Below are 12415 nucleotides of genomic sequence, written 5' to 3'. Positions count from 1 at the left end.
GTCCGGACGACGGGCCGGGGCTCAGAGGATCCCCGCCCGTCCCGCGGCCGTGATCCACTGCGGGAACTCGGAGAGCAGACGGTCGTACAGCTCCGCGTCCGGCACGGTGCTGATGTCGTCGACGGCGAAGAACCCGACGTTGTCGACGCGGCGTCCCGGCAGCGTGTCGAACCGCTCCAGCACGCCGTAGTGGGACTTGCCCAGCCCCACGAACTGCCAGAAGACCGGTTCCTCCACCGCCTCACGGAGCTCGCTCTCGATCTCCTTGTTGCGGTAGACACCGCCGTCGGAGAAGAACAGGACGAGCGTCGGAGCGGACACGGGATGGTCCCGGACGAAGGCCCGCACCTCGGCGATGACCTTCTGCTCCTCGTTCTGGATGCCCACGTCCCGCATGTCGACCTGGCTGGGCTCCAGTCCCTTCTTCCGCCCGCGCCGGAACAGGCCCACCTCCCCCACCCGCACATGCAGCCGCAGCCACTCGGGAAGCTCCCCCAGTCGCAGATCCGGCAGCCGGGCCGGGTTCGAGGCGAACGTCCAGGCCTGCATCTCGCCGTCGTCGTCCAGTTGCGCGGCGACCGCCGCCATCCGCTCGACGACGTCGGCCACCACCCCCTTGGAGTACAGGAAGGACATGGAACCGGAGGCGTCGAGTACGAGGACGACGCGCGCGGTGACCTCGGCGGCCCCGTGCTTGCGCAGACTGACCGCCACCTGCTCCTTGCGCAGCGACAGCCGCTTGCGCATGTCGACGGGCAGCCTCTCCTCACCCTTGGTGAGCCGCGGGGCACCGGGGTGGGGGTGAGGCGCGGAGGGCTGCTGGGCGGGCGCGACCGGCACGGCGGGAGGAACGGACGGAGGCGGCGGAACCGGGGCCGCGGGGGAAGCGGGCGAGACCGGAGGAACGGCGGTCGCCGAGGGAGCGGACACGGCCGGAGGCGCGTCGTCCACGGTGATGCCGAAGTCCGTGGCCAGACCCGCGAGACCGGAGGCGTACCCCTGCCCCACCGCCCGGAACTTCCACTTCCCCTGCCGCCGGTACAGTTCGCCGCCGATGAACGCGGTCTCCGTCCCCGCCGCCATGTCGAACCGGGCCAGCTCGGTCCCCGCCCCGGCGTCGAGCAGCCTGAGCACCAGTCCCGGCACCTGCCCGAACGTCCCGCCGTCCGCCGACGCGCACAGCACGATCCGCTCGACCACCCCCTCCACGGCACCCAGGTCCACCTCCACGGTGTCGGTCGTCTCCCGCGCGCCGCGCTGTTTCCCGAGATACCTCACCGCGCCGGACGTGTGACGAGGCTGGTTGTAGAAGACGAAGTCCCCGTCGTCCCGCACCCGCCCGGCCTCCGTGAGGAGCAGCGCCGAGGCGTCGATGTCGGGCACACCGGTCCCGGCCGCCCAAGCGAGCTCAACGCGCACCGCACGGGCATCGACGGGAAGATTGGACCCCTTGCTCATCGGACTCGCTGTCATGGGGCCAGTCTGCCCACCCGCCCCGGCGAAGGGGAGGGGCCGCCGCACCTGCCGCCCCGCGGGAACGGTACCCACGACGGGCACCGCCCCCGCGCCGTCCGCGGTGAACGCTCAGTTCGCGATCGGCAGATACACGCGATTGCCCGCCTCCGCGAACTCCTTCGACTTCTGAGCCATCCCCTCCTCGATCTCGTCCCGGCTTCCGCCGTGTTCACGACGGATGTCCTGGGAGATCTTCATCGAACAGAATTTCGGACCGCACATCGAGCAGAAGTGGGCCGTCTTGGCGGGTTCCGCCGGCAGGGTCTCGTCGTGGAACTCGCGCGCCGTGTCCGGGTCGAGGGCGAGGTTGAACTGGTCCTCCCACCGGAACTCGAAGCGGGCGTCGGACAGCGCGTCGTCCCACTCCTGGGCACCCGGGTGGCCCTTGGCGAGGTCGGCGGCGTGGGCGGCGATCTTGTAGGTGATGACGCCGGTCTTGACGTCGTCACGGTTGGGCAGGCCCAGGTGCTCCTTGGGCGTGACATAGCAGAGCATGGCCGTGCCCCACCAGGCGATCATCGCGGCGCCGATACCGGACGTGATGTGGTCGTACGCGGGCGCGACGTCCGTCGTCAGCGGGCCGAGCGTATAGAACGGGGCTTCATCGCAGATCTCCTGCTGAAGGTCGATGTTCTCCTTGATCTTGTGCATCGGGACGTGCCCCGGGCCCTCGATCATGGTCTGAACATTGAAACGCTTCGCGACCGTGTTGAGTTCCCCGAGCGTGCGCAACTCCGCGAACTGCGCCTTGTCGTTGGCGTCCGCGATCGAGCCGGGCCGCAGGCCGTCGCCGAGCGAGTACGTGACGTCGTACGCGGCGAGGATCTCGCAGAGCTCCTCGAAGTTCTCGTACAGGAACGACTCCTTGTGGTGCGCCAGGCACCACGCGGCCATGATCGAGCCACCGCGCGAGACGATGCCGGTCTTGCGGTTCGCGGTGAGCGGTACGTACGCCAGGCGCACGCCCGCGTGGACCGTCATGTAGTCCACGCCCTGTTCGGCCTGCTCGATCACCGTGTCCTTGTAGATCTCCCAGGTCAGTTCCTCGGCCCGGCCGTCGACCTTCTCCAGGGCCTGGTAGAGCGGCACGGTGCCGATGGGGACGGGGGAGTTGCGCAGCACCCACTCCCGGGTGGTGTGGATGTTCCGGCCGGTGGAGAGGTCCATGACCGTGTCGGCGCCCCAGCGGGTCGCCCAGGTCATCTTCTCGACCTCCTCCTCGATGGAGGACGTCACCGCCGAGTTGCCGATGTTGGCGTTGACCTTCACCAGGAACCGCTTGCCGATGATCATCGGCTCGATCTCCGGGTGGTTGACGTTGGCCGGCAGCACCGCCCGGCCCGCCGCGATCTCCTCGCGGACCACTTCGGGCGCGACGTTCTCCCGGATCGCCACGTACTCCATCTCGGGCGTGATCTCACCGCGGCGCGCGTACGCAAGCTGTGTGACCGCCCGGCCCGCGCGGCCCCGGCGCGGCAGGCGCGGCCGGCCGGGGAACACGGCGTCCAGGTTGCGCAGGCCCCCGCGCGGAGAGGTGTGCTTGATCCCGTCGTCCTCGGGACGGACGGGGCGGCCCGCGTACTCCTCCGTGTCGCCGCGGGAGACGATCCAGTTCTCCCGCAGCGGGGCCAGGCCCCGGCGGACGTCGGTGTCGACGAGCGGATCGGTGTACGGGCCCGATGTGTCGTACAGCGTGACCGACTGCCCGTTGGTGAGGTGCACCTGACGGACCGGCACCCGCAGGTCGGGGCGTGTGCCCTCGACGTACGCCTTGTGCCAGCCGATGGACTTCCCGGCCTCCCCGTCCGCCGACGTCTCCGTCGGGTTCTGCGTGGAGGCAGGCGTGCGTGCGTCCTTGTTGGTCATGAGACCTACTCCCTACGCCGGCATTACCCGGTAACAGGTTCGGCGGTCGACGCAGCGGTTTCCGTCTGCCGGCGTTCCGTGGGAAACATCACTCACCTACGGTGATGTTTCATGTGAAACGTCGCTGGGACGGAGGTCAGCGCCCTCTCAGCCCGGTGCTCCGAGCTCCCGCGTGTACAAAAGCGACTCCACGCTAGCGTCATTTCTGGCGCGGTGAACAGAGGGCCCCACCCCGTTCTTGCGATGATCGGGCGGTGACCCCCACTCAGCCTCCTCCGTTTCCGCCGCCCGAACCGTCGCGCCCGCCCGGCGCCGGAGACGGCGGCGGCCATGCCCACGGGCACGGGCACAGCCACGGTCACGGCCCGGCGGCGCCCGTCTCCCAGCACCTGCGCAAGGTCATCGCGGCGATCCTCATCCCGTTCGCGGCGGCGGTGCTGATCGGGCTCGCCGTGCTGTGGCCGGGCGGTGCCCCGGCGCACGAACGCACCGGTGTCGGCTTCGACCGGCAGACGCAGCACGCGACGGTCACCAAGGTGGTCGAGCTGAGCTGCCAGTCCGTCAACGCCTCCGGAGGTGTCCCGACCGGCGACACCTCCACCGCCGAGGGCTCGTCCGCCCAGCAGCAGGCGGACGGCACCTGCAAGAAGGCCACGATCCGGGTCGACACCGGTGACGACAAGGGCCGCACGTTCAACGAGATCGTGCAGCCGGACCAGTCCCGGCAGCTGAGCGAGGGCCAGAAGGTCGTGGTGGCCTACGAGCCCTCCGCGCCCGAGGACCTCCAGTACTCGGTCACCGATGTGAACCGGCGCTTCCCGTTGGCGCTGCTCGCGGGCGTCTTCGCGCTCGCCGTCGTGGCCGTGGGGCGGCTGCGCGGCGTCATGGCGCTGGTCGCGCTGGCGATCAGTTTCCTGGTGCTCAACTTCTTCATCCTGCCCGCGATCCTGCAGGGGGCGAACCCGCTGGTCGTGGCGGTGGTGGGGGCGAGCGCGATCATGCTGATCGCGCTGTACCTGTGTCACGGGCTGTCGGCGCGTACATCGGTGGCCGTGCTTGGCACACTGATCTCGCTGCTGCTGATCGGCGTCCTGGGTTCGGTGTTCATCGGGTGGGCCGCACTGACCGGCAACACCGACGACAACACCGGTCTGATCCACGGGCTGTATCCCGGGATCGACATGAGCGGTCTGCTGCTGGCCGGCGTCATCATCGGTTCGCTCGGTGTCCTCGACGACGTGACGGTCACCCAGACGTCCGCGGTCTGGGAGCTGCACGAGGCCAACCCGTCGACGGGCTGGCGCGGGCTGTACCGCGCGGGCATCCGCATCGGCCGCGATCACATCGCGTCCGTGGTCAACACGCTGGTCCTCGCCTACGCGGGCGCCGCATTGCCGCTGCTGCTGCTGTTCTCCATCGCGCAGAGCGGCGTGGGGACGGTCGCCAACAGCGAGCTGGTCGCGGAGGAGATCGTGCGCACCCTGATCGGCTCGATCGGCCTGGTCGCCTCTGTGCCGGTGACCACGGCCCTGGCCGCGCTGGTGGTCTCGGCCGACCGCCCGACGGCTCGGACACGGGCGCAGGGGACCGGGCCGGCACCGGGCGCTCGGCCGGCCGTGGGGCACGGCGGGCGGGGCAGGCGCCGTAAGCGCTGACGTCCCGTGCGGCGGGCGGAGCGCGCTGAAGCGTTCCGCCACCGGTCCACCCGCCTGGCGTAACGCTTCAGCCGGCGCTCTGCTCCGCCAAGATCCGGTCCAGCGCGTCGTCGAGGTGGGCGTCGAAGTCGGCGAGCGCCCCCTCCTGGCCCAGTGGCACCAGCTTGTCGGTGCGGTCGAGGAAGGCCACGAGCGGTGCGGTCGACGAACGGAACAGCGCCTGATCGCTGCCGACCTGAAGCCGGATCAGCACCTCGCCCAGCGCGTCGGGGTCCACCGGCGAGACGCGTACGTCGCCCTCCCCGCAGGGCCGGCCGACGCCGTCGATCAGCAGCTCCCGGCCGAACGCCCAGGTCACGGGGGCGTCCCCCGGCAAGTGGAAGGTCAGTCGCACGGCGTAGGGATCACAGGTGTCGTAGCGGAGCTCCACCGGGATGCGGAAGGACAGCTCCTCCGACACGAGAAAGCTCATCATGACCTCTGCCTGTACGGATTCGCGCATCGCCTACCCCGTCATTCGCCACGGACTGGCCGGGCATGGACCCTGACACCAGAGGGAATCTTGCTGAACGTACACAGCAGATCACAAGGAGTGAGTTTTCAGATACTGATAGACAGCGTGAGTGACCCGACGAAACGCTCCATCTCGGCCTGCAGTCGCCGCGCCGCGGGGACGAGCCGGTCGGCCTGGTGCGTGGGCAGCGAGATGGCCACCGCCGCGGCCACGGATCCGACGGTGACGGGGATCGCCGCGCACACCGTGCCCAGCACGTACCCCTGACGCTCCATCACCGGTTCCATCCGCCGCATCCGCTCCAGGCGCCTCAGCAGGCTGTGGCCGTCGCGCACGGTGTACGGCGTGAGGGGCCACACGGGATGGCGGTCGAGATGATCGCGGCGCGCCTCCTCGTCGAGCTGGGAGAGCAGACACTGGCCGATCGCGTGGGCGTGGCCGGTCTCCCGGAAGTCGGCCCACTCCTCGACCGCGCGATGGGCGGGGGTGTCGGAGACGCAGGCGACGTCGATCTCGCCCTCGCGGTACACGGCGTAGTACACAGGCGCGCCGATCGCGTCCCGCCAGCGGGCGAGGGTGTCGACCACCGTGCTGCGACGTTTCTGCTCCGCTCCGCTGCTGCTCAGCCGCTCTGCCGCCTCTCCCAGGAAGAACAGCCCCTTGTCGCGGCGCAGATAACCCTCGTGCACCAGGGTGCGCAGCAGGTGATACGTGGTGGGGAGCGCCAGTCCGGTCTCCCGGGCCAGTTGTTTGGCGGGAGCCCCGTAGCCGTGCCTGGCGACGGTCTCCAGCAGGCGCATGGCCCGCTGGACGGAGCCGATGAGGGTCGCGGTGGGCGGCGGTGCGGGGGGCGCCGGCGAGCGGGGCTGCGGGGGGACCGCGGGCAGCTGCGCGGAGCCGGTGCCAGTCGTGGCCAAGGGTCACTCCCGAAACGCGAGAGGGCTGCCCGTGCGGGGAACACGGGTGGAGGTCGCCGCTCGCGGGGACCGTCCCCGCGTCGAGTTCCGGACTCTAACGGGCTGCCACCGCGTACGGACGGCCCGCCGGAGAAACTTCCCCCGCCCGAGGGAACCGGTGATTCCTGTTACCGCTTCACCGGTCCCCCTCGGTTCACCAGTCGCTGCGCGACGAGGAACTCGAGGTGAACTTCCGTACGACGTAGATCAGTCCGCCGACCAGTGCCACGAAGACCAGCAGCTTGAAGAGCAGACCGATCACGAAGCCGACCACGCTCGCTATCAGCCCGCCGAACACGACCAGGGCGATGACCGGCACCGCGATCCACTTCACCCACCACGGCAGTCCCGCGAAGATCTCTCGCATCGCCCTCGTCCTTACCTCTCCGCCCGCCGCGTGCCGGGTCGTGTCGATGATGTCCTGCACCCGATGCTAGGGCGGCGGGTGCTCCGGCGGGGGCTTCGGATCCCTTGTCCGCCCCTGACCGTTCCCCTAGGGAACCCCGACGGCGCCCCTCAGCTCTCGGGGGGAGAGAACACCACCAGAACCCGCAGGTCCTCGCTGATGTGGTGGAACTTGTGGGCCACTCCGGCCGGTACGTACACGACGCTGCCGCGTGCCACCTGGGTGGTCTCCATGCCGACGGTGATCGCCGCGCGGCCGCTGACGACGAAGTACACCTCGTCCTGGCTGTGCGGCTGCTGCGGGTCCTGGGCGCCGGCGTCCAGGGCGTAGAGGCCGACCGACATGTTCCGCTCGCGCAGGAACTGCAGGTATGCCCCGTCGTTGGCGGCGCGCTCCGCCTCCAGTTCGTCCAGCCGGAATGCCTTCATCGCCTGTCCCGCCCCTGCCTCACTGCCCGAGTCCGATCGTGTCTGCCACGATCAGACACATGATGAATTTCCTAGTCAAGACGATCGCCAACGCGGGCGCCCTGGCGGTCGCGGTGTGGCTGCTCGACGACATCACCCTGACCGGTGACAGCACGGGCAAGGAGATCGGCACGCTGCTCCTGGTCGCGCTGCTCTTCGGGCTGGTGAACTTCCTGGTCAAGCCGGTGGTGAAGCTGCTGAGCCTCCCCCTGCTCATCCTGACGCTCGGGCTGTTCACCCTGGTGGTGAACGCGCTGATGCTGCTGCTCACCTCCTGGCTCGCCGACCAGCTCGACCTGAGCTTCCACGTGGAAGGCTTCTGGACGGCCGTACTGGGCGGCCTGATCATCTCCGTCGTCTCCTGGGCGCTCAACGTCGTCCTGCCCGACGGGGACTGAAGCCGATGACCTACCGCGTCTGTTTCGTCTGCACCGGCAACATCTGCCGCTCCCCGATGGCCGAGTCCGTCTTCCGCGCGCGAGTGGCGGAGGCCGGACTCGACGGTCTGGTCGAGGTGGACAGCGCCGGTACGGACGGCTGGCACGAGGGCGAGGGCGCCGATCCCCGCACGGTGACCGTGCTGCGGGAGAACGGCTACGACGCCGGCCACACGGCCCGGCGGTTCGACCCGTCCTGGTTCGCCCGCCTCGATGCCGTCATCGCGCTCGACTCCGGCCACCTCAGGGCGCTGCGCCGCCTCGCGCCCACACCACGGGACGCGGACAAGGTACGACTGCTGCGCTCCTACGATCCCGGCGCCGGCGACGATCTCGACGTACCGGACCCCTACTACGGGGGCGCGGACGGATTCGACGCGTGTCTTGAGATGGTGGAGGCGGCGAGCACCGGACTGCTCGCCGCGGTACGTGAGCAGGTGGAAGGACGAGCAGCATGAACGATTCGACGACAGGCACGGGCCACGGGCCGGCGCTGCCGGGCGGGGCGGGCGACGGCACCCGCGCGGTGCGGGCCGGGCTTCCCGAGCCGGTCAAGCACGAGCCGACCCTGCCCGGGCCGGTGTTCGCCGCCCACTTCCACCTGCCGGGCGATCCCACCGGCCCGTACACCTACGGCCGGGACGAGAACCCGACCTGGACACTGCTGGAACGGGCCGTCGGCGAGCTGGAGGCGCCCGGCCGGGACGACGTCGAGACCCTGGTGTTCGCCTCGGGCATGGCCGCGATCTCCTCGGTGCTCTTCTCCCAGCTGCGCGCCGGGGACACGGTCGTCCTGCCGAGCGACGGCTACCAGGCCCTGCCCCTGGTGCGGGACCAGTTGAAGACGTACGGCATCGAGGTGCGGACCGCGCCGACGGGCGGCGACGCCCAGCTCGAGGTCCTCGACGGCGCGAAGCTGCTGTGGATCGAGACGCCCTCGAATCCCGGGCTCGACGTGTGCGACGTACGGCGGCTGGCCGAGGCGGCGCACGCGCGCGGTGCCCTGGTCGCCGTGGACAACACCCTCGCGACGCCGCTCGGCCAGCGTCCGCTGGAGCTCGGCGCCGACTTCGCGGTGGCCAGCGGCACCAAGCAGCTCACCGGGCACGGCGACGTGCTCCTGGGGTACGTCACCGGCCGGAACGCCGAGGCCATGGCCGCCGTCCGCCGCTGGCGCAAGATCGTCGGCGCCATTCCGGGGCCCATGGAGGCCTGGCTCGCGCACCGCTCGATCGCCACGCTCCAGCTGCGCGTCGACCGGCAGAACGCCACCGCACTGACGCTCGCCCGGGCGCTGCGGGAGCGGCCCGAGGTCACGGGGCTGCGTTATCCGGGGCTGCCCGACGACCCCTCGCACAAGATCGCCTCGCAGCAGATGCGGCGCTATGGGTGCGTGGTGTCCTTCACGCTGCCCACGCGCGCGCGTGCGGACCGGTTCCTCGACGCGCTGCGGCTCGTGGACGACGCGACGAGCTTCGGCGGCGTACGGTCCACGGCGGAGCGGCGCGGACGCTGGGGCGGGGACGCGGTGCCGGAGGGCTTCATCCGCTTCTCCGTGGGCGCCGAGGACCCGGAGGACCTGGTCGCGGACGTACTGCGCGCCCTGGACGCGTCAGCCGGCTGACCGGCCGGGCCGACAGGCGCCCGGCACTCCGCGGCGGACGGTCCGAGCCTCCCCCCTCGTGGCTCGGACCGTCCTCGGTTCCGCGCGCGAAGAACCGCGCGACCAAGGCTAGTTGACTCAGTGTCAGTGTCCAATCACAGTAGCGACAGCGACCTATCGACTTATTTATAGTTGGACGTCCGGGCCCGGAGCCGGTCCGGCGAGGGAGGGTGTGGCGTGGATCTGGCCTTGCTGCGGACCTTCGTGACCGTGCACCGGGCCGGTTCCTTCACCCGTGCCGCCGCCCTGCTCGGCCTCTCCCAGCCGGCCGTCACCTCACAGATACGGACACTGGAACGGCAACTGGGGCGGCCCCTGTTCCTCCGGCAGGCGCGCGGTGTGACACCGACGACCATCGGTGACGAGCTCGCCCACAAGGCGGCGCCGCACCTCGACGCCCTGGTGGAGATCACCGAGTCCGGGCTGGAGGAGGACTCCTCCCTGCGGACACTGCATCTGGCCGGCCCTCCGGAGTTCACCGCCGAGCGGGCGCTGCCCGCGCTCACGGAGCTGACCGGCGAGGACGGCCAGGGCTTCGCCCTGCGCGCCTCCTTCGGCACCGCCGAGGAAACCCTGGAAGGACTGGCCGCCGGACATCATGATCTGGCCATCAGTACGATCCGCCCACGCGGCGCGCTGCTCTCGGCGACTGCGCTCTGCGACGAGGAACACGTCCTGGTCGCCGCCCCGCGCTGGGCCGACCGGATCGGCCCCGACCCGCTCCGCCCCACGGGCCCTTCGGCCCTGGAACACGTCCCAGTGGTCGAGGTGCACGAGTCGCTGCCCTTCGTCGCCCGTTACTGGGCCTCCGTCTTCGACTCCCGCCCCGTCGCCCCGGGCACCGTCATCGTCCCGGATCTACGCGCGGTGCTGGCCTGCGCCGCCTCAGGAGCGGGGCTGGCGGTACTGCCCCGCTACCTGTGTGCGGGCGCGATCGAGCGAGGTGACGTGGTGGCCCTGCACGAACCGACGGTGCCTCCGCTGCGCACGTACTTCCTGGTGGTCCGCACCGGCACGCTGGCGATGCCGCACATCGCGCGGGCCCACGAGTGGCTGGAGCGGGCGGCCACCGACTGGTGCTGACCCACCGGTCCGGTGTCCCACCGCGGGGAGCCGGCCTCCGCCCTCCCGTGATGTTTCACGTGGAACCAGCTGGGCCACATTTCCTCCATGACCGTCCGACCCGTGGTCAAGCGCACCGCCCGAGCCGTTCTGCTGGACGGTGAGAACCTGGTTCTGATCAAGCGCACCAAACCAGGCATGGATCCCTACTGGCTCACCCCGGGCGGCGGAGTGGAGCCGGAGGACCCCACCGTCGTGGACGCCCTGCACCGTGAGGTGTACGAGGAGCTCGGCGCGAAGATCACCGACGTGGTGCCCTGTTTCGTCGACACCGTAGAGCACATCGGCGAGGACGGCGGCGCCACCGGCGTGAAGGTGCAGCACTTTTTCGTATGCCGCCTGGAGTCCATGGACCCGTCCCTGCGCCACGGTCCGGAGGTCGACGAACCCGTCGGCGAGTACGAGATCGTCCGTGTGCCGTTCACCCGCGTCGGGATCGCCTCCGTTCACCTGGTACCGCTGTCGTTGCGGCACTACCTGGACGGCAACATCGAGGGCGTACGTGCCATGCACGCCCCCGACCTGGGATAACGCCGACCCTTACGCGCAGAGCGTGTGCACCTGCGTGGCGTACTCCGGTGGTCCGATCAGGCCGGACGAGATCGCCCGGTCGAGGGCCACCGTCTCGGCCTCCAGTCCCAGTTGCCGCGAGATCTCCACGGAAGCCGAGGTGCCGGGGAGCAGGGTGCCGTCGAGATCGAAGAGATGAAGCCTCGCCATGAACGACGAGGTTAACGGCTCCTGCTTCCTTCGCCTCCGGAGAAAGGAAGCAGCCACGCGCCGTTCCCGCATGTTTCACGTGAAACATCCCGCGCCCGTGTCCGCGCTCCGTCCGTGATCGCGGTATGGCCAAAAGCTCGCACGAGTCTCCTGAAACAGGTGGACGCCGGAGCCTTCTGTCAGACAGCCTGACCTGCGTGCCGACACCTTCCCTTGCCTCTCTGCCCATCCGCCGTCTGACACTCCGCGACCTCACCGCCTGCGCCGATTTGTCCGAGGACCGAGGGTGGTCACGGGAGGAGTACAAGTGGGGCCTCCTCCTCACGGCCGGGAAGGGTTACGGGATCGACGATCCCGACGGCGGCCTGGTGGCCGCCTGCGTCGTCACCGAGTACGGGCCGCGGGAACAGCCCTCCCTCGCGGCCGTCGGCATGGTCCTGGTCGCCGAACGGCATGCCCGCCGGGGCGTGGGACGCCGGCTCATGCGTCACGTCGTCTCCGCGATGGGCACCACACCCCTCACCCTGCACGCGACCCCCTTCGGCCGGCCCCTCTACGAAGAACTCGGTTTCAAGGTCACCGGCCGTGCCGAGATGCTGCGCGGCCATTTCGTCCCCACCGGTGACCGGCCGGAGGTCGCCACCCGGGCCGCGACCGCGGAGGATCTCCCCTCGGTCGTCCGGCTCGACGAGGCGGTGTTCGGTGCCGACCGAACGCACATCGTCACCCGTCTGCCCGCCTTCGCCGATCAGCTGCGCGTCGCCGAGGAGGGCGGACGGATCATCGGTTACGCGGCCGCCTGGCCCAACATGGACACCCATGTGGTGGGCCCGCTCATCGCCCGCGACACGGCGACGGCCAAGGCACTGATCGCTTCGCTCGCCGACCACACCGACCGGCCGCTGCGCACCGACATCGATGTACGGCATGAAGAGCTGCTGAACTGGGCGAAGGCACACGGGCTGGCATCCGTCGTGTCGAATGCCGTCATGACGTACGGGACCACGGAGCTGCCCGGGGACTGGAGCCGGCGGTTCGCCCCGGTGACGGTCGCTGCGGCCTGACAACCATCGGATGTGACGACGCCGGCCCCG

At 70.1% G+C, this 12415-nt stretch carries 13 protein-coding genes, 1 pseudogene and 1 riboswitch; of the genes and pseudogenes, 7 read left to right on the top strand and 7 right to left on the bottom strand.

Annotated elements, in window-relative coordinates:
* Nucleotides 1-21: 21 nt before the first annotated feature.
* Both IH50_RS0103690 and thiC read right to left on the bottom strand, forming a co-directional pair.
* Nucleotides 22-1473 (bottom strand): VWA domain-containing protein, encoded by a 1452-nt coding sequence (locus tag IH50_RS0103690; RefSeq protein WP_030857144.1) that lies wholly within the window; start codon nt 1471-1473, stop codon nt 22-24.
* 111 nt (nt 1474-1584) lie between these two features.
* Entirely contained in the window at nt 1585-3381 is a 1797-nt protein-coding gene (thiC, locus tag IH50_RS0103685; protein ID WP_030857142.1) for a phosphomethylpyrimidine synthase ThiC, read from the bottom strand.
* Nucleotides 3374-3563, bottom strand: a riboswitch (TPP riboswitch). It overlaps the preceding gene by 8 nt.
* 72 nt (nt 3564-3635) lie before the next feature.
* Between thiC and IH50_RS0103680 the strand changes: the two genes are divergently transcribed.
* Entirely contained in the window at nt 3636-5036 is a 1401-nt protein-coding gene (locus tag IH50_RS0103680) for a YibE/F family protein (RefSeq protein ID WP_030857140.1), read from the top strand.
* Nucleotides 5037-5103: 67 nt separating this feature from the next.
* On the opposite strand, the gene IH50_RS0103675 is transcribed toward IH50_RS0103680, so the two are convergent.
* The 4 genes from IH50_RS0103675 to IH50_RS0103660 all read right to left on the bottom strand — a co-directional run bounded on the left by IH50_RS0103675 (nt 5104) and on the right by IH50_RS0103660 (nt 7340).
* The gene (locus IH50_RS0103675) at nt 5104-5538 is read right to left on the bottom strand and encodes an SsgA family sporulation/cell division regulator (RefSeq protein WP_030857138.1); all 435 of its coding nucleotides are present in this window, start codon (nt 5536-5538) and stop codon (nt 5104-5106) included.
* A gap of 98 nt (nt 5539-5636) precedes the next feature.
* Nucleotides 5637-6467, bottom strand: a complete 831-nt coding sequence (locus IH50_RS0103670) for an IclR family transcriptional regulator (protein ID WP_420709002.1) — start codon at nt 6465-6467, stop codon at nt 5637-5639.
* Nucleotides 6468-6660: 193 nt separating this feature from the next.
* Nucleotides 6661-6873, bottom strand: coding sequence for a DUF5326 family protein (locus IH50_RS0103665; protein WP_030857134.1), 213 nt, complete (start codon nt 6871-6873; stop codon nt 6661-6663).
* 149 nt (nt 6874-7022) lie between these two features.
* The gene (locus IH50_RS0103660) at nt 7023-7340 is read right to left on the bottom strand and encodes a cupin domain-containing protein (protein WP_004929283.1); all 318 of its coding nucleotides are present in this window, start codon (nt 7338-7340) and stop codon (nt 7023-7025) included.
* A 59-nt stretch (nt 7341-7399) separates the two neighbouring features.
* Here IH50_RS0103660 and IH50_RS0103655 point away from each other — a divergent pair, with 59 nt between their 5' ends.
* From IH50_RS0103655 to IH50_RS0103635, 5 genes are all read left to right on the top strand, one after another.
* Nucleotides 7400-7777 (top strand): phage holin family protein, encoded by a 378-nt coding sequence (locus IH50_RS0103655; RefSeq protein ID WP_030857132.1) that lies wholly within the window; start codon nt 7400-7402, stop codon nt 7775-7777.
* 5 nt (nt 7778-7782) lie between these two features.
* Entirely contained in the window at nt 7783-8274 is a 492-nt protein-coding gene (locus IH50_RS0103650; protein WP_030857130.1) for a low molecular weight protein-tyrosine-phosphatase, read from the top strand.
* Nucleotides 8271-9440 (top strand): cystathionine gamma-lyase, encoded by a 1170-nt coding sequence (locus IH50_RS0103645; protein WP_030857128.1) that lies wholly within the window; start codon nt 8271-8273, stop codon nt 9438-9440. Before IH50_RS0103650 ends, IH50_RS0103645 begins: the two co-directional genes overlap by 4 nt.
* A gap of 216 nt (nt 9441-9656) precedes the next feature.
* The gene (locus IH50_RS0103640) at nt 9657-10562 is read left to right on the top strand and encodes a LysR family transcriptional regulator (protein ID WP_030857126.1); all 906 of its coding nucleotides are present in this window, start codon (nt 9657-9659) and stop codon (nt 10560-10562) included.
* A gap of 87 nt (nt 10563-10649) precedes the next feature.
* Nucleotides 10650-11132 (top strand): NUDIX domain-containing protein, encoded by a 483-nt coding sequence (locus tag IH50_RS0103635; RefSeq protein ID WP_030857124.1) that lies wholly within the window; start codon nt 10650-10652, stop codon nt 11130-11132.
* A 12-nt stretch (nt 11133-11144) separates the two neighbouring features.
* Here the strand turns inward: IH50_RS0103635 and IH50_RS0103630 are convergent.
* Nucleotides 11145-11321: pseudogene (locus IH50_RS0103630) on the bottom strand (hydrolase); the annotation flags it as partial.
* 197 nt (nt 11322-11518) lie between these two features.
* Between IH50_RS0103630 and IH50_RS0103625 the strand changes: the two are divergent.
* Complete coding sequence (locus IH50_RS0103625) at nt 11519-12385, top strand: GNAT family N-acetyltransferase (protein ID WP_030857120.1); 867 nt, start codon at nt 11519-11521, stop codon at nt 12383-12385.
* The last annotated feature ends 30 nt before the right edge of the window (nt 12386-12415 follow it).

This window comes from Streptomyces sp. NRRL S-37, from assembly GCF_000721605.1.
In the GTDB taxonomy this organism is placed as follows: Bacteria; Actinomycetota; Actinomycetes; order Streptomycetales; family Streptomycetaceae; genus Streptomyces.
The sequence above is the reverse complement of the archived record's forward strand: the minus strand, read 5'-3'. Positions and strand labels throughout refer to the sequence as shown.

Excerpts from the sequence above, each read along its gene's own strand:
- IH50_RS0103655 (WP_030857132.1), top strand. The coding sequence starts at position 7,400 with ATGATGAATTTCCTAGTCAAGACGATCGCCAACGCGGGCGCCCTGGCG.
- IH50_RS0103660 (WP_004929283.1), bottom strand. The coding sequence starts at position 7,340 with ATGAAGGCATTCCGGCTGGACGAACTGGAGGCGGAGCGCGCCGCCAAC.
- IH50_RS0103675 (WP_030857138.1), bottom strand. The coding sequence starts at position 5,538 with ATGCGCGAATCCGTACAGGCAGAGGTCATGATGAGCTTTCTCGTGTCG.
- IH50_RS0103645 (WP_030857128.1), top strand. The coding sequence starts at position 8,271 with ATGAACGATTCGACGACAGGCACGGGCCACGGGCCGGCGCTGCCGGGC.
- IH50_RS0103635 (WP_030857124.1), top strand. The coding sequence starts at position 10,650 with ATGACCGTCCGACCCGTGGTCAAGCGCACCGCCCGAGCCGTTCTGCTG.
- IH50_RS0103650 (WP_030857130.1), top strand. The coding sequence starts at position 7,783 with ATGACCTACCGCGTCTGTTTCGTCTGCACCGGCAACATCTGCCGCTCC.
- thiC (WP_030857142.1), bottom strand. The coding sequence starts at position 3,381 with ATGACCAACAAGGACGCACGCACGCCTGCCTCCACGCAGAACCCGACG.
- IH50_RS0103665 (WP_030857134.1), bottom strand. The coding sequence starts at position 6,873 with ATGCGAGAGATCTTCGCGGGACTGCCGTGGTGGGTGAAGTGGATCGCG.
- IH50_RS0103690 (WP_030857144.1), bottom strand. The coding sequence starts at position 1,473 with ATGACAGCGAGTCCGATGAGCAAGGGGTCCAATCTTCCCGTCGATGCC.